15 protein-coding genes, 2 tRNA genes and 1 pseudogene are annotated in these 20,423 nt (G+C 72.8%); 10 read left to right on the top strand and 8 right to left on the bottom strand.

Annotated elements, in window-relative coordinates; translation table 11 throughout:
* Window positions 1-22: 22 nt before the first annotated feature.
* Together ABZS77_RS11480 and ABZS77_RS11485 are read right to left on the bottom strand one after the other, a co-directional pair.
* Window positions 23-601, bottom strand: coding sequence for a Clp protease N-terminal domain-containing protein (locus ABZS77_RS11480; protein WP_354821289.1), 579 nt, complete (start codon window positions 599-601; stop codon window positions 23-25).
* Window positions 601-837, bottom strand: a complete 237-nt coding sequence (locus tag ABZS77_RS11485) for an HTH domain-containing protein (protein ID WP_354820950.1) — start codon at window positions 835-837, stop codon at window positions 601-603. Before ABZS77_RS11485 ends, ABZS77_RS11480 begins: the two co-directional genes overlap by 1 nt.
* A gap of 233 nt (window positions 838-1,070) precedes the next feature.
* Between ABZS77_RS11485 and ABZS77_RS11490 the strand changes: the two genes are divergently transcribed.
* The 4 genes from ABZS77_RS11490 to ABZS77_RS11505 all read left to right on the top strand — a co-directional run bounded on the left by ABZS77_RS11490 (window position 1,071) and on the right by ABZS77_RS11505 (window position 9,091).
* Entirely contained in the window at window positions 1,071-1,931 is an 861-nt protein-coding gene (locus ABZS77_RS11490) for a universal stress protein (protein ID WP_354820953.1), read from the top strand.
* 339 nt (window positions 1,932-2,270) lie between these two features.
* Complete coding sequence (locus ABZS77_RS11495) at window positions 2,271-5,483, top strand: S8 family serine peptidase (protein ID WP_354821291.1); 3,213 nt, start codon at window positions 2,271-2,273, stop codon at window positions 5,481-5,483.
* Window positions 5,484-5,835: 352 nt separating this feature from the next.
* The gene (locus ABZS77_RS11500) at window positions 5,836-8,229 is read left to right on the top strand and encodes a phosphoketolase family protein (RefSeq protein WP_354820955.1); all 2,394 of its coding nucleotides are present in this window, start codon (window positions 5,836-5,838) and stop codon (window positions 8,227-8,229) included.
* 10 nt (window positions 8,230-8,239) lie between these two features.
* Window positions 8,240-9,091 carry a universal stress protein gene (locus tag ABZS77_RS11505; RefSeq protein WP_354820958.1) on the top strand — a complete coding sequence of 284 codons (852 nt, stop codon included), beginning with the start codon at window positions 8,240-8,242 and terminating at the stop codon, window positions 9,089-9,091.
* Between the two features lie 18 nt (window positions 9,092-9,109).
* Here the strand turns inward: ABZS77_RS11505 and ABZS77_RS11510 are convergent, their stop codons facing one another.
* Both ABZS77_RS11510 and ABZS77_RS11515 read right to left on the bottom strand, forming a co-directional pair.
* Window positions 9,110-9,610, bottom strand: a complete 501-nt coding sequence (locus ABZS77_RS11510) for a hemerythrin domain-containing protein (RefSeq protein ID WP_354821294.1) — start codon at window positions 9,608-9,610, stop codon at window positions 9,110-9,112.
* Window positions 9,599-11,431, bottom strand: a pseudogene (locus ABZS77_RS11515) (heavy metal translocating P-type ATPase); the annotation flags it as partial. The gene ABZS77_RS11510 and the pseudogene ABZS77_RS11515, both read right to left, overlap by 12 nt.
* Window positions 11,432-11,631: 200 nt before the next feature.
* Here ABZS77_RS11515 and ABZS77_RS11520 point away from each other — a divergent pair.
* The gene (locus tag ABZS77_RS11520; protein ID WP_354820961.1) at window positions 11,632-12,654 is read left to right on the top strand and encodes a nitroreductase; all 1,023 of its coding nucleotides are present in this window, start codon (window positions 11,632-11,634) and stop codon (window positions 12,652-12,654) included.
* Window positions 12,655-12,750: 96 nt separating this feature from the next.
* Window positions 12,751-14,427, top strand: a complete 1,677-nt coding sequence (locus ABZS77_RS11525) for a GAF domain-containing sensor histidine kinase (protein WP_354821297.1) — start codon at window positions 12,751-12,753, stop codon at window positions 14,425-14,427.
* A gap of 12 nt (window positions 14,428-14,439) precedes the next feature.
* On the opposite strand, the gene ABZS77_RS11530 is transcribed toward ABZS77_RS11525, so the two are convergent.
* Window positions 14,440-15,078, bottom strand: a complete 639-nt coding sequence (locus ABZS77_RS11530) for a response regulator transcription factor (RefSeq protein ID WP_354820964.1) — start codon at window positions 15,076-15,078, stop codon at window positions 14,440-14,442.
* A gap of 195 nt (window positions 15,079-15,273) precedes the next feature.
* On the opposite strand from ABZS77_RS11530, the gene ABZS77_RS11535 reads away from it, so the two are divergent.
* Window positions 15,274-16,248, top strand: coding sequence for a nitroreductase (locus tag ABZS77_RS11535; protein WP_354820966.1), 975 nt, complete (start codon window positions 15,274-15,276; stop codon window positions 16,246-16,248).
* Between the two features lie 50 nt (window positions 16,249-16,298).
* On the opposite strand, the gene ABZS77_RS11540 is transcribed toward ABZS77_RS11535, so the two are convergent.
* From ABZS77_RS11540 to ABZS77_RS11550, 3 genes are all read right to left on the bottom strand, one after another.
* Window positions 16,299-17,870: an FAD-dependent oxidoreductase gene (locus tag ABZS77_RS11540; protein WP_354820969.1), complete on the bottom strand. Its 1,572-nt coding sequence runs from the start codon at window positions 17,868-17,870 to the stop codon at window positions 16,299-16,301.
* A 149-nt stretch (window positions 17,871-18,019) separates the two neighbouring features.
* A tRNA-Val gene (locus ABZS77_RS11545) sits at window positions 18,020-18,094 on the bottom strand.
* Between the two features lie 33 nt (window positions 18,095-18,127).
* Window positions 18,128-18,200, bottom strand: a tRNA-Gly gene (locus ABZS77_RS11550).
* A gap of 150 nt (window positions 18,201-18,350) precedes the next feature.
* Here ABZS77_RS11550 and ABZS77_RS11555 point away from each other — a divergent pair.
* The 3 genes from ABZS77_RS11555 to ABZS77_RS11565 all read left to right on the top strand — a co-directional run bounded on the left by ABZS77_RS11555 (window position 18,351) and on the right by ABZS77_RS11565 (window position 20,422).
* Window positions 18,351-18,596, top strand: a complete 246-nt coding sequence (locus ABZS77_RS11555) for a DUF6458 family protein (RefSeq protein WP_354820972.1) — start codon at window positions 18,351-18,353, stop codon at window positions 18,594-18,596.
* 174 nt (window positions 18,597-18,770) lie between these two features.
* The gene (locus ABZS77_RS11560) at window positions 18,771-19,703 is read left to right on the top strand and encodes an ABC transporter ATP-binding protein (RefSeq protein WP_354820975.1); all 933 of its coding nucleotides are present in this window, start codon (window positions 18,771-18,773) and stop codon (window positions 19,701-19,703) included.
* On the top strand, window positions 19,700-20,422 hold the full coding sequence (locus ABZS77_RS11565) for an ABC transporter ATP-binding protein (protein ID WP_354820978.1): 723 nt from the start codon (window positions 19,700-19,702) through the stop codon (window positions 20,420-20,422). Before ABZS77_RS11560 ends, ABZS77_RS11565 begins: the two co-directional genes overlap by 4 nt.
* The last annotated feature ends 1 nt before the right edge of the window (window position 20,423 follow it).

The following is a 20,423-nucleotide window of genomic DNA, read 5'->3' on the forward strand; positions in this document are numbered from 1 at the left end:
GGTTTCAACGTGTGCGCGCCCGTCAGGCGGCGGCGCGGAGGGCGGTCTCCACCCGTCGGCGCAGATCGTCGAGGTCGACGCCGGACTCGGTGAGCACCTGCGCGCCCAGCCCGTGGCCCTCGCGGAGCACGCCCAGCAGGATGTGCTCGGTGCCGATGTGCCGGTGGCGCAGACGCAGCGCCTCGCGCAGGGACAGCTCCAGGACCTTCTTGGACCGGGGTGAGAACGGCCCGCCCAGGTACCTCCTGCGCCTCCAGCGGCGGCGCGGCGCGGGTACCGCCTCGCGGAGCGCGTCCGGGCCGAAGGACTGCTCGATGCGGGCCACGATCGCGGCCAGGTCGATGCCGATCTCCCGCAGGGCGGCCGCGTCGGCGTCGCCGAGTCCCGCGCCGCCGCTGGCGGTGTGCCGGCGGACCCGTTCGCGCAGGTCGTCGGCGCGCACCCCGGCGTCGGCCAGCACCCGGCTGGCCAGGCCGGCCTCGTCGGCGAGCAGGGCGAGCAGCAGGTGCTCGGTGCCGACGGGTCGTTGCCCCTCGACCCGCGCCTCCTCCAACGCCCGCCGCACCACGTCGCGCGCCCGGTCGGTGAACCGTTCGAACATCACGCCTCCCAGGATGAGTTGACCGCCGGTCGCCCGGCGTGCTTCTTGTGCACCGCCTGCCGGCTGACCTCGAGCGCGTCGGCGATCTCCTGCCAGGACCAGCCCTGTCGACGGGCGTTGTCCACCTGGACCACCTCGAGCCGCTCGAGCAGCCGGCGCAGCGCGCGGACGGCCCGCAGCCCGACCCGGGGGTCGGTGCTGCCGGCTTCCGCCGCGAGTTCCGTCGCCTGACTCATGCCGTCAACATACGTTGACAGCGCAACCCGTGTCAACTTTTGTTGACGAACGATCGCGGCTCGGCTCGGCTGTGCAGGATCAGCGAAGGCCACCGGCTCGACCGGGACCACACCCGCGCAGTCGGACGACCGCGACAACCACGCCGATCCGGCCCGCCGTCGCACCCGTCCGACTAGCCTCGATCAGGGACAGCGTGGTCGTGCCGGGCGCGACGCCCGGGAGGTGATGTCGGATGACCGCAGCCGCCGACGCGGAGGTGATCGTCGGCCTCGGCTCGGAGCGCGATCTCCCGGTCGTCCAGCAGGCGGCCCTGGAGGCCGCCGGACACGGCCGGGCACTGCACCTGCTGCACACCTTCGACTGGCACGCTGCCTTCGCCGCCGACACCGTCGCCGCACCCCGGGACCGGGCCGAGCGGCTGATCGCGCAGGCCGCCCAACTCGCCCACCAGACCGAGCCGGGGCTGACCGTACGCGGCGAGATCGTCCAGAGCGGCATGCTGCCGACCCTCATCCGGCGCTCCAAGGCGGCCTTCCTGCTCGCCGTCGGCGACAGCGGCATGGCCGGCAGTGGCCAGTGCGTACCGGCCGAGACGCCCGCGGTGCAGCTGGCGGCGCGGGCCGGCTGCCCACTGCTGGCGGTCCGCAGCGAGCCCCCGCCGGAGGGGCCCATCCTGGTCGGCGTGGACGGCTCACCCAGCTCCCACCTCGCCCTGCGCTGGGCTGTGGACTGCGCGGCCCAGCGCGACGCCCGGCTCGTGGCCCTGCGGGTCGTGGAGTACGACGAGGACACCGACGCGGTCGCCGAGCAGCTCACCGAGGCGCTGGCCCGGCACACCGCCGACCGCCCCGGGGTGGTGACCGAGTGCCGCGTCGAACGCGGCGACCCCGGCGAGGTGCTCGTCGAGACGTCCCGCTCGGCGCAGATGGCGCTTGTCGCGGCCCGGGGCGACGAACCGGGCCGAGCCATGTTGGGCGCTGTCGCCCAGTCCCTGCTCTACCACTCCCCCGCCCCGGTGATCGTCGTGCGAGGTCTCGCCACGAAGCCGCTCAACGGACCCGACGCCCAATCCGCGCAGGTCCGACAGCCCTGAAATCAAGTCGACAGCGCTCGTGTCGATTGGGTGGTTACCGCATTCGAAGAATGCCGTCCACTCTCACACCAGAAGCCACCGCCGACGTTCCGCAATTGCGCATAATCGCTGCGAGTAGGCGCGCATCGCACCTGCTGGGCGCGTACGCGTCCTCGTTCTATCGAGCACGTCACGAGAAGCACTCCCGGACCCGTGCCACTTATCGTCGGAAAGCGAAAATCTCGCCTTTCACCCCCTGCACCACAGGGCTCCTTCTCTGGAGGACGGTAAGTGAGAAAACTCCCTTCATGGGGTCGGCATGGCGTTGCCGCACTGCTCGCCACCGGCCTGGCGGCCGGCATGACGTTCGCGGGCCCACCCTCGCTCGCCACCGCCGAGCCGACCGACACGCCCGGAAAGACCAAGGGCGCGCGGGCGGGCGCCCTCGACGCGCACGACGTCGATCTGCTCGCTCGGGCCAACGCGAAGGGTGAGCAGCACGTCATGCTCATCGTGGCCACGGAGAAGGGCGACGCGAAGGATGTCGCGACGAAGCTCGAGAAGCTGGGCGGAGTCGTCGCGAAGCGGTACGACTCGATCGGCTACGTCCGCGCCCGGGTCCCCACCGGGTCCGTGGAGAAGGCCGCGAAGCTGCCGGGTGTGGCCGCCCTCGACCTGAACGAGTCGATCCCGCTGGCCGCCCCGACACCGGAGGCCAAGGCGAGCCCGCGTGGCACCACGACGCGGGCTGTCGCCGACCCCGGCCCGGACACGCCGGCCGCCAACGCCTTCCTGCCCACGCACGAGATCGGGGCGGTCGCCTTCAAGCAGCAGCACCCGACCTGGGACGGGCGCGGCGTGACGATCGGCGTCCTCGACTCGGGTGTCGATCTCGACAACCCCGCCCTGCAGAAGACGTCCACGGGTGAGCGGAAGGTCGTCGACTGGTTCACCGCGACCGATCCCATCTTCGATCCGGACGGCACCTGGAAGGGCATGCACACGAGCGTGACCGGGCCGACCTTCACGTACGCCGACGCCACCTGGACGGCGCCGGCCGGTTCGTACAAGATCAACCGGTTCAACGAGGCGATCACCATCCAGCCCCCGGCTTCGCCGGCCCGGCCCGGCGACCCCGCCGGCGACGTCAACCGCGACGGCGACACCACCGACCTCTTCGGGGTGCTGTACGACCCGGTGAGCCACGACATCCGCGTCGACACCAACCAGAACCGTGACTTCACGGACGACGCCGTGATGCGGCCGTACAAGGAGAAGTTCGACGTCGGCCACTTCGGCGTGGACAACCCGGCCACGGCGGTACGCGAGCAGATGCCGTTCACCGTGGAGTTCCGCGAGGACATCGACACCACGCCGGTGGGCGTGCCCGGCCTCACCGACTTCGTGAACATCGGCCTCACCCAGAGCTCCCACGGCTCGAACGTCGCCGGCATCGCCGCCGCCAACGACATCCTCGGCAACCCCGTCTTCGACGGCGTCGCGCCCGGCGCGAAGATCGTGTCCGGCCGCGCCTGCAACTGGAGCGACGGCTGCACATCCGCCGCGCTCCTGGACGGCATGGCCGAACTGGTCATCAACCGGGGCGTCGACGTGGTCAACATGTCGGTCAGCGGCGTGCCGGCGTTCAACGACGGTGGCAACGCCCGCGCCCAGCTCTACAACCGCCTGATCAGCGACTACGGCATCCAGCTGGTCATCTCGATCGGCAACGACGGTCCGGGCATCAACGCGGCGGGCGACCCCGCCGTGGCCACCGACGTGATCGGTGTGGCGGCCAGCATGAGCAAGGAGACCTGGCTGGCCAACTACGGCTCCTCGGTGCGCAAGAAGAACGCGTTGTTCAACCTCTCCTCCCGCGGTCCACGGGAGGACGGCGGGTTCAAGCCGAACATCACCGCACCGGGCTCGGCGATCGCGCCCGGGCCCATGTGGTGGCCGGGCACGCCGGTCGCCGAGGCCGGCTACCAGCTGCCTCCTGGTCTGGTGACGGCCTTCGGCAGCACGATGGCCGCGCCGCAGACCGCCGGCGCGGTCGCACTGCTGCTCTCGGCCGCGAAGGCGACCGACCGGGGTCTCACCCCGGCCGCGCTGCGCCGGGCGCTCTACAGCTCGGCTAAGTGGATCGACGGCGAGCCGGCGTACGGGCAGGGCAACGGCATGGTCAACGTGCCGGGCGCGTGGAAGCTGCTGCGCGGCGGCGTCGAAACCCGCGCGTACACCTCGTCGGCACCGGTGTGCACCGAGCTGTCCAACTTGCTCATCCCCGCCAACCAGGGCACCGGCATCTACAACCGGTGCATCGCGGCGAGCGGCGGGCACCGGCCGGGACAGTCCAAGGCGTACCGGGTCAACCTGACCCGTACCAGCGGCCCGGCGGCGGCCATCCGGCACAAACTGACCTGGCTCGGCAACGACGGCACGTTCTCGGCACCGCGCGACGTGACGTTGCCGCTGAACAGGACCGTCGGGATCACCGTCACGGCCAAGCCGTCGGTCGGCGCACACGGCGCGATCCTCAGGGTCGACGACCCGGCGACGCCCGCCGTGGACTTCGAGGTGATGAACACGGTCGTCGTGTCGAACGACCTGAAGCAGCCGAACTACTCGTTCAGCGCGACGGGCGAGACGGACCGGAACTCGTACAAGAGCTACTTCGTCACCGTGCCGCCGGGCGCGGCCGCGCTACAGGTGAACCTCTCCGCCATCGCGACCGGCTCGCAGGCCCGGTTCCTCGCGTTCAACCCGCACGGCGTCCGACAGGAGGACCTCAACAGCACGTTGTGCTACACGAACTTCTCCAACCCGGCCATCTGCAAGCCGCAGGAGCGGTCGTACGAGAACCCGGTACCCGGCGTGTGGGAGATCGCGGTCGAGGCACGTCGTACCTCGCCGGCGCTCAACAACCCGTTCTCGCTCACCACGCGGGTACAGGGCGTCCGGGTGGAGCCGCCGGTGGTCGAGCTGCCCGCCGTGACGACGGGGCAGGCCAACCCGGTCAGCTGGAAGATCACGAACGAGTTCGGCCCGATCAACGTGTCCGCGCAGGGCGGCTCGCTCGGCAGCGCCCTGGTGCAGCGCCCGACCATCGCCGAGGGCGAGACGCAGACGTACGAGGTGGAGGTGCCGGCCGGTGCGACCCGGCTGGAGGTGAAGATCGGCAACGTGAGCGACGTGGGAGCCGACCTCGACCTGTACGTGTCGCGCGACGGCGCGCTTGTCGACTTCGACGCGGACGGCGACTCCGAGGAGTCGGTGTCGCTTCCGAACCCGGTGCCGGGTACGTACACGATCGAGGTCGACGGGTTCTCCGCGCCGTCCGGCTCGACGACGTACGACTACCGCGACGTGTTCTTCGCGTCGGCGCTCGGTGAGATCTCGGTGCCACCGACGGTGGTCCCGCTGACGCGCGGCACGTCGACCACGGTCAGCGGCACGGTGACCGTCAACTCCGTCCCGGTCGGCGGTCGCAGCCTCTTCGGCGAGGCCGTCGTCGTGACCGACGAGGGCGCCGTGGTGGGCCGGGCCGGCGTGGCGATCGGCTCGGTCAGCTGACCCGCGGCACGTGAACACGGATCGGGGCGTCCCCACCTGGTGGGGGCGCCCCGATCTGCTGGAAGGTCACGGGCGGCCTCGGCCCGGACCGGCATCGGCACCGCCGCCGATCCGACCTCGGCGACGCACCGATGCGACTACGCTCGGTCAGGGACGTGTGGCGGGGCTACCCCGGCCCCGGCCATCGTCGTTCGCGGACTGGCCCGCACCGCGCCGAACGGGGCCACGCATCCTCACCAGTTGGGACCAACGGCCCTGATCCAGCCTCCCGCCGGCGACGAAGCTGGACGTGGCCGGGAAAACCCGGGACACCCGATGCGACGTCCCCGATCTCGCGAGAGGCATACGCAGCATGGACTCCGCTGTTGACCTGCACAGTCCCCTGACCGAAGACGAGCTGCGTCGGCTGGACTCCTACTGGCGCGCCGCGAACTACCTCACCGTCGGGCAGATCTACCTGCTGGGCAACCCCCTGCTGCGTGACCCGCTGACCCCGGACGACATCAAGCCGCGGCTGCTCGGCCACTGGGGCACCAGCCCCGGGCTCAACCTGATCTATGCCCACCTCAACCGGGTGATCGTGGCGCGCGACCTGAACGCCATGCTGGTCACCGGCCCCGGGCACGGCGGCCCGGCCATCGTGGCCAACACCTGGCTGGAGGGCACCTGGTCGGAGCGGTACCACGACGTCGCGCGCGACGAGGCGGGGATGGCCCGGTTGTTCCGGCAGTTCTCGTTCCCCGGCGGCATCCCCAGCCACGTCGCTGCGGACGTGCCGGGTTCGATCCACGAGGGCGGCGAGCTGGGGTACGCGTTGAGTCACGCGTACGGCGCCGCGTTCGACAATCCGGACCTCGTGGTGGCCTGCGTGATCGGCGACGGCGAGGCGGAGACCGGCCCGCTGGCCGGTAGCTGGCTCTCCGACGTGTTCCTCAACCCGGCCCGCGACGGCGCGGTGCTGCCCATCCTGCACCTCAACGGATACAAGATCGCGAATCCGACCGTGCTGTCCCGGATCCCCGAGGCCGACCTGCTGGACCTGATGCGCGGATCGGGCTACCAGCCGTACGTGGTGGCCGGCGACGACCCGGCCGAGGTGCACCGCACGCTCGCCGCGACGATGGACCGGGCGCTGGACGAGATCGCGGAGATCCAGCGCCGGGCGCGTGCCGGCGGCGTCGTCGAACGTCCGCGCTGGCCGATGATCATCCTGCGCACGCCGAAGGGCTGGACCGGCCCGGACGAGGTCGACGGCACGCAGGTGGAGGGCACCTACCGCGCCCACCAGGTGCCGCTGTCGGGGGTCCGCGACAATCCGGCGCACCTGGCCGAGCTGGAGCGGTGGCTCCGCAGCTACCGACCGGAGGAGCTGTTCGACGCCACCGGCGCACCCGTGGAGGAGCTGCGTACGCTGCCGCCGCGCGGCGACCGGCGGATGAGCGCCAACCCGGTCACCAACGGCGGCGTGGTGCTGCGCGACCTGGCCCTGCCCGACTTCCGCGACTACGGCGTGGAGGTCCCCGAGCCGGGCCAGCCGATGGCCGGCGCGACCGGGGTGCTCGGCCCGTGGATCCGCGACGTGATCGCCGCCAACCCGCAGACGTTCCGGCTGTTCGGCCCCGACGAGGTCGCCTCCAACCGGTTGGGCGCCGCGTTCGAGGTGACCGACCGGGCCTGGGTGGCCGCCACGGTGCCCGGCGACGACCACCTCTCCCCCGACGGCCGCGTGATGGAGGTGCTCTCCGAGCACCTGTGCCAGGGGTGGCTGGAGGGTTACCTGCTGACCGGTCGGCACGGCGTGTTCACCAGCTACGAGGCGTTCATCCACATCGTCGACTCGATGCTCAACCAGCACGCCAAGTGGCTGAAGGTGACCCGGGCCATCCCATGGCGCCAGCCGATCGCCTCACTGAACTACCTGCTGTCCAGCCACGTCTGGCGCCAGGACCACAACGGCTTCTCCCACCAGGACCCCGGCTTCATCGACCACGTGGTCAACAAGAAGGCCGAGGTGGTCCGGGTCTACCTGCCGCCGGACGCGAACACCCTGCTCGCCACCATGGACCACTGCCTGCGCAGCCGGCACTACATCAACGTGGTGGTGGCCGGTAAGCAGCCGGCGCCGAACTGGCTGACCATGACCGAGGCGATCCAGCACACCCGGCGCGGCCTGGGCATCTGGGAGTGGGCCAGCAGCGACGCCGGCACCGAGCCGGACGTCGTGCTCGCCTGCTGCGGGGACGTGCCCACCCTGGAGACCCTCGCCGCCGTGGAACTGCTGCGCCGGCACCTGCCGGAGCTGAAGGTGCGGCTGGTCAACGTGGTCGACCTGATGCGGCTCCAGCCGGACACCGAGCATCCGCACGGGCTGCCCGACAAGGAGTTCGACACCATCTTCACCGCGGACCGGCCGATCATCTTCGCCTACCACGGCTACCCGTGGCTGATCCACCGGCTCACCTACCGCCGTACCAACCACGAGAACCTGCACGTGCGCGGCTACAAGGAGGAGGGCACCACCACCACCCCGTTCGACATGGTGATGCTCAACGACCTGGACCGCTTCCACCTGGTCATCGACGTCATCGACCGGGTGCCCGGGCTGGCGGCCCGCGCCGCGCACCTGCGGCAGGAGATGGTCGACGCGCGGCAGGCCGCCCGCGACTACACCCGCCGGTACGGCGAGGACGACCCCCGGGTCGCGGAGTGGCGCTGGGTCCGCGAGACCGACCCGACGACCGCCTGAGGAGGACGACATGCGTGACGCGGAGATCCTGGTCGGCTACGACGGCTCCACCGACGCGTCGAGGGCCCTGGACTGGGCGCTGGACGAGGCTCGGTGCAGCGGGCAGCCGGTGCGACTGGCGTACGTGTTCGAGTGGTTGACGGTGGCCGGGTGGGTGGGCCCCGGCGTGGCGCCCGGCGTCTGGCCGGACGACACCGCCCGGCGGCAGGTCGAGGACCTGGTCCGCAGGGCCGCGGCGGACGCCACGGCCGCGAACCCCGGGCTGACGATCACCGGCCAGGTGTACGACGGGCCGCCGGCCCTGGTGTTGCAGGAGCGCTCGGCCGAGGCCGGGATGCTGGTGCTCGGCAGCCGGGGGCACGGCGGGTTCGGTGGCCTGCTGGTCGGGTCGACGGCGGTGGCGGTCGCCGCGCACGCGCACTGCCCGGTCGTCGTGGTCCGCGACGGCGACGCCCGGGGCGGCGCGTCGGCCGGCCCGGTGGCCGTCGGCGTGGACGGCTCGGAGCCGTCGCAGGTGGCACTGGGCTTCGCGGCGGAGCGGGCGGCGCAGCGGCGGGTGCCGCTGCGTGTCCTGCACGCCTGGACGCCGGGCCCCGGCGGGGCGGCGGGTGTGCCCGACGAGCGGGCCGTGATCGACGAGTCGGTGGAGACCTGGCGGCGCACGTTCGCCGAGCTGGACGTCACAGTCGACCTGGTGCCGGGCAGCCCGGCGGCGATGCTGATCGAGGCGAGCCGCGACGCGCGCCTGGTGGTGGTCGGCACGCGCGGCCGGGGTGGGCTGGCCGGCATGCTGCTCGGATCGGTGAGCCAGCAGCTGATCCAGCACGCCCACTGCCCGGTCGCCGTGGTCCGGGAACGCTGAGACCGACCCCGCCCGGGGTCAGCGCCGCTCGGCCACCGGGTCGGACGGGTCCAGGGAGAAGAACTCCTCCTCTTCCTGGGCCAGGTGCAGGCGCAGCACGGCGTCCAGGCCGTACAGGGTGGCCAGCAGGTCGGGCACCTGGTCCGGGCGCAGCCGGCCGTCGGCGCTCTGCGTGAGCTGGGCGCCGAGCAGGTCGACCTGGCGGCGGATCTCCACGTGGGCGCGGCTCATCGTCGAGGTCGCCTCGCCGCTGCCCAGCGGCTCGGCCAGCACCGGGTAGAGCTGCCGTTCCTCGGCGGCCTCGTGCGGCAGCACCTGCTCGGTCAACCGGTGGTGCGTCTCGCGCAGCGCCGGCAGGCACCTCGGCGAGGCCCGGTCGGTGGCGACCAGGTCGGCGGTGTCCCGCAGCCCGGCCAGCACACCCCGGACCGCCTCGTGTTCCGCGTCGAACCGGGCGAGCAGCTCGCGCGTACGCGGGGCGACGTCGCGTCGGCTCAGTCCGCCCCGTAGTGCCCGCAAGGCGTTGAGGATGACCAGCACGTCGATGCCCTCCTGGAGGAACGCGCCGACCACCGGGGGGAGCCGACCGGCCGCCGCCGCGACCATCGCCAGCACGGCCAGACCCATGCCGACGGTGGCGCTCTGCACGGCGATGCGGCGGGCGTACCGGGCGATCTCCACCGCGTCGGCGAGCCGGTCCAGCCGGTCCACGGTGAGCACCGCGTCGGCCACGTCCGCCGAGGCGGTCGCGCCCGTCGCGCCCATCGCGACGCCCACGTGCGCCTCGGCCAGCGCCGGGGCGTCGTTCACCCCGTCGCCGACCATCACCGTGACCGCGCGCTCGGCCTCCGCACGGACCCGGGCCACCTTCTCCGCGGGCGTGCAGCGGGCCAGCACGTCGTCCACGCCGACAGTCGCGGCGACCTGCGCGGCGGTGGAGGGGCGGTCACCGGTGACCAGCACGATCCGTCGCAGCCCCGCCGCACGCAGCCGGCGCACGGTCCGACGGGCGTCGGGGCGGACCGGATCCTCCAGCAGGATCGCCCCGAGCGGCCCGTCGTCGTCGCTGACCCACACCGCCGACCAGCCGGCCAACTCGGTGCGGGCGCGCGCCCGGTCCGCCCACACCGGCGACTCGCCGGCGAGCTGCCCCACCCGGATCAGCCGCCCGTCGACCCGGCCACTGACCCCCCGGCCCGGCTCCTCGGTCACGTCGGTCGGCTCGGTCAGCGCCAACCCCCGCTCGCGGGCCTGCCGGACCAGCGCGGCGGCCAGCACGTGCGGCGACAACTGCTCCACCGACGCCGCCAGCCGCAGGACCTCGTCCCGGTCGCTCCCCGGCGCGACGACCGTCTCGGCGGCACGGGGGTGGCCGGCGGTGAGCGTGCCGGTCTTGTCCACCAGCAGGGTACGGGCCCGGCCCAGCAGCTCCAGCGAGCCACCGTCGCGGACCAGCACCCCACGCCGGGCCACCCGGGACAGCCCGGAGACGATCGCGATCGGGGTGGCCAGCAGCAGCGGGCAGGGGGTGGCCACCACCAGCACCGCCACCGCCCGCACCACGTCACCGGAGAGCAGCCACGCCAACCCGGCCAGCACCAGCGTGAACGGGACGAAGGCGGCGGCGTACCGGTCGGCCAACCGCACCATCGGGGCCTTGTGGGCGGTCGCCTCCTCGGCCAGTCGTACGATCCCCGCGTACGTGCTCTGCGCCGCGTTCTTCGTCGCCCGCATCGCGAACCCGGCGCCGGCGTTGACCACGCCGCTGGCCACCGGCTCCCCGGCGGCCCGCTGGATGAGGCGTGACTCCCCGGTCACCACCGACTCGTCCAGGGTGACCGCCTCGTCGACGGTCCCGTCGACCGGCACCACGTCACCCGGCCCGACGAGCAGCCGGTCCGCCGCCTCCACCTGGTCCAACGGCACCACCTCGATCCCGCCGTCGCGGCCGCGCCGACGGGCGGTACGCGGGGCGCGTGCCAGCAACGCCCGCAGGTCGCGGGTGGCGCGGCGCTGCGCGTACGACTCCAGGGACCGGCCGGTCGCCAGCATCACGGCGATCACCGCACCGGCCAGGTACTCGCCGACCGCGAGCGCGCCGGCCAGCGCCAGCACGGCGATCACGTCCACCCCGAACTGCCGGTGCCAGAGCGCCCGCAGCATCGACCAGGCGGCGGGCAGCAGCGCGGCCACCGTGACGGCCGCCCAGATCAGGTCGGCCGCGTCCGGCCGGTCGGCGATCCGCAGTGCCGCACCGGCCAGCACCGCGATCCCGAGCCCGACCAGCGGCGCCCACGCCCACCACCGGCGGACGCGGACCCGGACCGGCCGCTCCGGCACGCACTCGGTCGACTCCGCCGCCCCCACCTGCGCATCGTCGCAGCCCGCAGCCGGTCGGTGGCCGTACACGGGATGTTTCGTCGGCAGGGTGGGCGGGCGCAACGTCCGGTCGGGTCGGGACCTGCGACCCCTGCGGGACAGCGCCGGATGGCACAGGATGGTTGCCGCAAGCCCCGCACGGCATCGCGTCGTGAGGCACGATGAGCAGAGACGGAAAGGTCGTGACCATGAGTCAGGAGAGCCAGCTGACCACCGCGCTGGCGGAGGCCGCCGCCACCGCCGGCCACGCCCCCTCGGTGCACAACACCCAGCCGTGGCGGTGGCGGGTGCTGCCCGACGCGTTGGAGCTGCGCTCGGTCGCCGACCGGCAACTGGCCGCCACCGACCCGGAGGGTCGGCTGCTCGCCATCAGCTGCGGTGCCGCCCTGCACCACGCCCGGGTGGCGCTTGCCGCGCAGGGGTGGCGTGCCGTCGTGGAGCGGCTGCCCGACCCGGGTGACCGCGAGCTGCTGGCCCGAGTGAGCGACCTGAGCCGCACCGACGCCGACCCGGACGCCATGCGCCTGGTGCAGTGCATGCAGGTCCGGCACACCGACCGGCGCCCGGTGAGCGACGAGCCGGTGCCGACCGACGCGATCACGCAGATCAGCCGGGCGGTCACCGGCGAGGGCTGCCGGTTGCAGATCCTCGACCGCGACCAGGTGCTGGAGCTGGCCGCCACGGCCGGGCACGCCGACACGGTCGAATCGGAGGACCCGGAGCTGCGCGCCGAGTTGGCCTACTGGACGGGCCGGGCCGGGGCCGGCACCGGGCTGCCGGCGGAGGTGCTGCCCGAGCAGCTCCCGCAGACCACCGTGCCGGCACGCGACTTCGGCCGCCCCGGCAGCCTGCCGATGGGTCAGGGCCACGACCGCGCCGCGGTGTACGCGCTGCTGCACGGCGACGAGGACGAACCGGACAGCTGGCTGCGCGCCGGCGAGGCGCTCTCCGCCGGCTGGCTGACCGCCACCCGCCTCGGCGTGTCGGTGGTGCCGCTCAGCGCCGTGGTGGAGGTGCCGGGCACCCGGCAGACCCTGCGTCAGCTGCTCGCCGGGCTCAGCTACCCGTACCTGGTGCTGCGTCTGGGGATCGCCGACCCGGCACACGCGGGCCCGCCGCACACCCCGCGACTGACCACCGAGCAGGTGGTGGACACCACAGCGGTCCGCGGTGAGCAGGGCTGAGGATCCCGGCCGGAAATTTCGCGGCGCTACCATCGCCGGGTGACGAGCAGCCCTTCGGACCCCCGCCACGAATCGCCGGTGACCCCGTCGCTCGGGTTGAGCCCCCTGTCCCGGGTACGCCTCGACGAACTGCTCCAGGAGATGCTGGACCGGGTCGGTGAGGTCGTCACCAGTCGGGAGCGGCTGCGTGCCCTGCTCGACGCGGTGGTCGGCATCGGCACCAACCTGGATCTGCGCACCACCCTGCAACGGATCGTGCAGTCCGCCTCGGAGCTGGTGGGCGCCCGGTACGGCGCGCTCGGCGTGATCGGGCCGGACCGGCTGCTGCACGACTTCATCGTGCACGGCATCACCCCCGAGCAGCACGCGCAGATCGGCGACCTGCCGCACGGGCGGGGTGTACTCGGCCTGCTCATCGACGAGCCCCGGCCGCTGCGGATGCCGGACATCACCCAGCACCCGCGCTCCTACGGCTTCCCGCCGAACCACCCGCCGATGCACAGCTTCCTGGGCGTGCCGGTGCGCATCCGCGACCAGGTGTTCGGCAACCTGTACCTGGCCGAGAAGCAGGGCGGCGCGCAGTTCACCGAGGACGACGAGGAGATCGTCGTCGCGCTCGCCGCCGCCGCCGGCGTGGCCATCGAGAACGCCCGCCTGTACGCCCTGGCGCACCGCCGGGAACGCTGGCTCGCCGCGACCGCCGAGATCACCTCGGTGCTGCTGGGTGAGGTGCGCCGTACCGACGCGCTGGCCCTGGTCGCGCGTCGCGCCCGCGAGGTGGCCGAGGCGGATCTGGCGCTGGTGCTGCTCTACGACACCGACGCCGAGCAGTTCACCATCGAGGTCGTCGACGGCGTCGACGAGCAGGCCCGCGGGTTGGTCGGCGCGGTCCTGCCGGCGGCCGACACCAGCTTCGGCAGGGCCGTCGCCGAGGGCCGCCACGACCAGGTGGACGATCTCGCGCACGCGGCGCCGTGGCCGGCGCTGCTGTGCACCGGGCCGGCGGTGATCTCACCGTTGGCGACCGCCGAGACCCTGCACGGGGCGCTCGTCGTCGCGCACCGGCCGGACCACGGTGACGGCGCCAGCGACGACGAGGTGGCCCTGCTGGGCAGCTTCGCCGGCCAGGCGGCGCTGGCCATGGAGCGGGCGCGCGGTCAGGAGGAACGGGAGTTGCTTGTGGTCCTGGAGGACCGCGAGCGGATCGCCCGCGACCTGCACGACGTGGTGATCCAGCGGCTCTTCGCCACAGGTCTGCAATTGCAGAGCGCCGCGCCGATGATGACCCGCCCCGAGGTGGCCAAGCGGATCAACGCGGCCGTCGACGACCTGGACGCCACCATCCGCGACATCCGCCGGACCATCTTCGAGCTGCGCACACCGATGACCGCCGCGCTGCGCACCGAGATCCGCGAAGCGGTCGAGCTGGCCGCCGAGTCGCTGGGCTTCAGACCGCACCTGGAGCTGACCGGCCCGGTGGACAGCGCCGTGCCGGACGCCGTACGCCCGGACCTCACCGCCGTGCTACGCGAGGCGCTGTCGAACGCGGTCCGCCACGCCCAGGCCAGCCGGGTCACCGTCGCGGTCCGCGTGGACGGCGGGCAGGTGAGCGTGACCGTCACCGACGACGGGGTGGGCTGCGACCCGGCCGCCGCCCGGGGCGGCCTCGTCAACCTGCGCGAGCGCGCCGAGGGTCACGGCGGCATCTTCACCGTCGGGCAGGTCGAGCCGCACGGCACCGAGCTGTGCTGGACCGTGCCGCTGCGCGACTGACCGGGTGTCGGGTCAGGTGGACTTGCCGAGCAGGCGGGTCGCCAGGACGGCGGCCTGCGTACGGCGTTCCAGGCCCAGCTTGGCCAGCACGCTCGACACGTAGTTCTTCACCGTCTTCTCGGCCAGGAACATCTTCCCGGCGATCTCCCGGTTGGTCAGCCCCTGCGCCACGTACTCCAGGATCCGCCGTTCCTGCTCGGTGAGGGACTTCAGCTCGCGCGGCTGCTCCACGCCGTTGCGGATGCGCTCCAGCACCCGGGTGGTGATCGCCGGGTCGAGCAGCGACTGCCCGGCCGCCACCCTGCGCACCGCGTCGACCAGGTCGGTGCCGCGGATCTGCTTGAGCACGTACCCGGCGGCACCCGCCATGATCGCCGCGAACAGCGCCTCGTCGTCCTCGTACGAGGTGAGGATGAGGCCCTTGATGGACGAGTCGACGGCACGGACGTCGCGGCACACGTCGATGCCGTTGCCGTCGGGCAGCCGGGCGTCGAGGATCGCCACGTCGGGTCGCAGCGCCGGGATGCGGCGGGCGGCCTCCTGCGCGGAGCCGGACTCGCCGACCACCTCGATGTCGCCGCTGCTCTGAAGCAGGTCGGCCAGGCCACGGCGGACGACCTCATGGTCGTCGAGGAGGAACACGCGGATCATCCTTCGTTTCTACCCCGTCGCCGCGCCCCACCGCACGGGCCGAAGGTCCCGACCGGGCCGGGCCGGAATCCGTGGGCGGTCCGTCCCGACCTGTCGGGACGTCCGGCCCTGCTCGCCACCCACCCGCAGGGCGGACCGTGGGGGTGCACCGGCCGCGCGTCTCGTGGACCGGCACGAAGCGAGAGGAGCACCGCCATGGACGTCGGCTACACCGCGGCCCACCTGCGGGCCGCCGCCGCGGACGCGGTCCGGGCGCCGTCGTTGCACAACACCCAGCCGTGGCGGCTGCGCCTGCGCGACGGCGGCATCGAGGTGCTGGCCGACCAGACCCGCCGGCTGCCGGCGACCGACCCGAACGGGTGGGGGGTACGCATCGGCTGCGGGGCGGCCCTGTTCAACCTGCGCGTCGCGCTGGCAGTCGCCGGCGTTCCGGCCCGGGTACGGCTGCGTCCCGACCCGGCCGAGCCGGACCTGCTGGCCCGGCTGGTGCCGGACGTTCCGCGCCGGCCCACCCCCACCGAGCAGAGCCTGTACGCGGCCATCCCCCGCCGGTTCAGCAACCGGATGCCGTTCTGGCCGGACCCGGTGCCGGCCGACGCGCGGTGGCGCCTCGGTGAGGCGGCCCGCGCCGAGCAGTGCTGGCTGGAGCTGCTGGTCGGGGTCAGCGCGGTCGCCGCGTTCGGCGAGATCGCCCGCAGCGCCCACCGGGTCCTGGAGCGTGATCCGGCGTACCGGGCCGAACGCGAGGAGTGGCTGCGCCGGGAGCCCGCGCCGGACGGTGTACCCGTCCGCGCCGGCGGCCCGCAGGGCGAGCCGCAGGACGTGCTGCCGACGCGCGGCTTCGGCGGGCGTGACCGCGCGCCGGGGCGGGACTTCGAACCGGAGCCGCTGGTGGGCGTCCTCGGCTCGGTGGGCAACACCGCCGTGGACCAGGTGGTCGCCGGGCAGGCGCTGCAACGGCTGCTGCTCACCGCCACCGACGCGGGGCTCAGCGTGTCGATGCTCTCCCAGCCGATCGAGGTGCCCACCGCCCGGGACCAGCTGCGGCTGTCACTGGGCCGGTTCGGCACGCCGCAGATGGTGCTGCGGATCGGGTACGGCCAGCCGGGCCGGCCCACCCCGCGCCGTTGCGTGGACGAGGTGTTGGAGCTGCCGGTGGTGCCGGCCTGACCCCGGCGCCGTCGGGCCGTGTCACGGGACACGACCCGGCGGCCTGCCCGTCAGGTGGCGAGTACCCGCCGGTGGATGGCGGTGACGGCGGTACGGGCCGACAGGAACGCGCCGTGCTGCCAGGCCACCGCGTTGGTGAGCCAGTCCCCGGCGAAGTACACGCGGCCGGCCGGCTGCTGCAGCAGCTCGTAGGAGTTCACGTCCTGCGCGAAGGCCCACGCGCCCTCGAGGTACGGCATGCGGTGCCAGGCCACCGAGAAGGCACTCGCCAGTCCGGACCGGTACCGCTCGCCGTGGATCTTCACGCCCTGCTCGACGGCACGGGCGGTCCGGGCCCTGGGGGTGAGCGCGCCGTACGCCTCAGCCTGTTCCCCGAAGTTGTAGTAGCCGACCACGACGCCGCGCGGGGCGTGGAAGTCGTACGACGGATACCAGACCTGGTTGAGGTCGAGGTCGGTCTGGGTGATGCCCCCGTAGATCCGCAGGTCGTCCTCCCACCAGCGGCTGCGGTACTCCAGCCCGATCTTGCCGGCCGGCCCCGGGTAGAACCCGGACGACAGCGCGGCGGTCACGTTCGCGCCGAGGTTGTGGGGCACTCTGGCCATCATGTTCGGTGGCAGTGCGGCGACGCAGAAGTCGGCGGTGATCGCCTGAACGCGGCCGGCCTGCCGGAACGTGACGGTGACGTCCGACGCGCGGCTGGTCACGCCGAGCACCCGGGCGCCGAGGCGGACCCGGCGCCGTCCGACGGCGGCGGTGAGCGCGGCCGCGATGCGGTCCATGCCGCCCACCGGCTGGAACATCATCATGGCCTGGTCGTAGCCGAACTCGCCGCTGAAGTAGTGGCCGACGTTGCTGGCGAACACGTCGGACAGGCTCGGCGGTCCGGGCAACGGGGTGCCCTCGTCGTTGCCCGCGCCGGGATATCGCGAGAAGCCGCGCCGGGTCGAGCCGGTGTACTCGTGGCCCTCGCCGATGTCGCCGAAGTCCTCCAGGAAGGCCAGCAGCCGTTGCTTGTCCTCAGCGGTCAGGGTGCTGTCTAGGGCGCCCTGGTCGGTGGCCTTGGCCAGCAGTTCGGACACGTAGCCGTACACGTCCGCCTTGGCCGTCCGTAGCCGGATCGGCGCGCCGCCCTCGTTGTAGATCAGCGCGTCGGCGTTGGCGTTGACGAACGGCTGGATCGGTACGCCGAGTTCGCGGCAGTAGTCGAGGGTGACCATCCACTGGGCGATGCGGGCCGGACCGGCGTTGAGATAGTTGCCGGGGGCGAACGTGGACCGCTGGGTGTGTCCGTCGAGGTCGGTCTCGGCGCTGCCGCCGCGGATCGTGAGGTTGCGGCCACCGGTGACGGCCCGTGCCTCCAGCACGGTGCAGTCGTATCCGGCCTTGCCGAGTTCGTAGGCGGCGGTGAGGCCGGCGATGCCGCCGCCGAGGATGACGACCTTGCGGGCGGCCCGCCCGGTGAGATGGAAGTCGGACTGTCGTGGTGCCTGGAACGAGGGTGTGGCGGCGTTGGCCGGGGCGAGCTCGAGCGCTCCCATGGTTGCGAAGAGCGCCCCCGCCCCGCCGCTGATGCCCACTGCCTGAAGGAATCGACGTCGGGTGAGATCGCTGTCACTCATGGCCTGAGTGTCAGGTCCGGAAATGACGGCTGCTACTTCGGCGTTGCGGCTCGTCGCGCGGATGTCGGAAGCCGGAATTCGGCGTCGGCCGGCAACAGAAACGGGCTCCGTCCCGGTGGGACGAAACCCGTGCTGCCTGCTGTTTCGCGTGGTGGGCGATACTGGGTTTGAACCAGTGACCTCTTCCGTGTCAAGGAAGCGCGCTCCCACTGCGCCAATCGCCCGTGGTCTCCGCCAGGACCAGCTGGCGGATCGAGAGCGGACGACGGGATTCGAACCCGCGACCCTCACCTTGGCAAGGTGATGCGCTACCAGCTGCGCTACGTCCGCACGCCCCCGGCGAGCGCCGGCGACGGGTGAAACTCTACCCGATGCCAAGATCGGTGGGCGCGGCACCCTGCGGCGGTGGCGGTTGCGCTGCACGACGACGGGGTAATGAAGGACCTCGACAGCACACCACATCCCCCTAAGGAGGCTGTCGTGGGTATCGGCACCAGCATCTTTCTGATCGCCCTCGGCGCGATCCTCACCTTCGCGCTCGACGCGAGCGTCGGCGGCATCAACCTCGACGTGGTCGGCTGGATCCTGATGGGGGCCGGCGTGCTCGGCCTGATCATGACCACGCTGATCTGGGGTCGTCGCCGTGGCGCGGTGGTCGCCAGCACCGAACAGCCGGTCGAGTACCGCCGGGTCGAGGAGCGTCGGGACATCGCCCCGCCGCTGTGAGCCCTTCACCGCCCGAGCCGGCCACCTCCCCCCGAGGCGGCCGGCTCGTCGCATCCCCGACCACAGCGAGGCGCCGCCCGCGACCCTGAACGGCGGCAGATCCTCGTCCGGGAGCGCAGAAAAAGCCGTCCCGGGGCATGGTCAACGAACCCGCCGATTGCGAAACTGCTGGGGATGTCCAGCACACCGCTGTCCCTGCCGCAGCCGTCCGCGCGGGCGCCCGAGTTCGGCCGGGACGCGCTCATCGTCTGCGAGAACCTGGTGCGGATCTACCAGACCGGTTCGATCGAGGTGCAGGCACTTCAGGGCCTGGACCTGGCTGTGCAGAGCGGTGAGATGGTCGCCGTCGTCGGCGCCTCCGGGTCCGGCAAGTCAACCCTCCTCTCCATCCTGGCCGGCATCGACGCCCCCACCGCCGGGCGGGTCCGGGTCGACAGGTGGAATCTGCTGGCCATGTCCCGCGCGGACCGGGTGGACTACCGGCGGCACACCGTCGGATTCGTACGACAGCAGACGGCGGGCAACCTCATCCCGTACCTGACCGCACGGGAGATGGTGGACCTGCCGATGACGGCGGCCCGCACCGCGAAGAAGGAGCGCCGGGAACGCGCGGCCGAGCTGCTGGACAGCCTCGGTGTCGCCGACTGCGCCGACCGGCGCCCCGGGCAGCTCTCCGGAGGGCAGCAGATGCGGGTCGCGATCGCCGTGGCGCTGGCCAACCAGCCGCGGGTCCTGCTCGCCGACGAGCCGACCGGTGAGCTGGACGCCGCCACGTCCGCGGAGGTCTTCGGCGTACTGCGGGACGTCAACCGGCGCTACGGCGTCACAGTCGTCGTGGTGACCCACGACCCGGGAGTCAGCGGCCAGGTCGAACGGACCGTCGCGATCCGCGACGGTCGCACCAGCAGCGAGGTCCTGCGCCGCACCACCACCGACGCGGGGGGCGACACGCACACGACCGCCGAGGAGTACGCCGTGATGGACCGGGCCGGGCGGGTCCAGGTGCCCCGCGAGTTCCGCCAGGCGCTGGCGCTGACCCGACGGGTCCGGCTGGCCCTGGAACCCGACCACATCACCATCCACCCCGACTCGCGAAGCGGCGAATGAACGGCGAGCCCCTGCTGCGCGTGCGCGGTGTGCACCGGCGCTTCCGCACCGGGCCGAGCGTCGTGCACGCCCTGCGCGGCGTGTCGTTCGACGTGACCGCCGGTTCCATGGTGGCGCTCGTCGGCCGGTCCGGCTCGGGCAAGACCACCCTGCTCAACGTCATCGGCGGCCTGGACCGCCCGGACGCCGGCTCCGTGCACGTCGACGGCACCGACGTCACGACGCTCGACGAGGACGGCCTGTCCCGGCTGCGGCGCGAGAAGGTGTCGTACGTCTTCCAGAGCTTCGGGTTGATCCCGGTGCTGTCGGCCACCGAGAACGTCGCCGCGCCGCTGCGGCTGGCCCGCATGGCCCCGGCCGAACGCGAGCGGCGGGTCGAGCTGCTGCTGGACCTGGTCGGCCTGGCCGACCACGCCGGGCAGCGGCCGGCCGAGCTGTCCGGCGGCCAGCAGCAGCGGGTGGCGATCGCCCGCGCGCTGGCCGCCTCGCCCCGGCTCCTGCTCGCCGACGAGCCCACCGGGCAACTGGACGCCGAGACAGGTCTGTCGGTGATGGCCCTGCTGCGCGGGATAGCGGAGTCCGAAGGCGTCACCGTGGTGGTGTCGACGCACGACGCGGTGATGATGGCCCTGGCCGACCGGGTGATCCGCATCCACGACGGGCACCTCGACGAACAGGCGGCCGGGCAGCCGCACGCACCGATGCCGGACGCCGAATGAC

This window comes from Micromonospora sp. NPDC005298 (assembly GCF_040607375.1).
Classification (GTDB): Bacteria; Actinomycetota; Actinomycetes; order Mycobacteriales; family Micromonosporaceae; genus Micromonospora.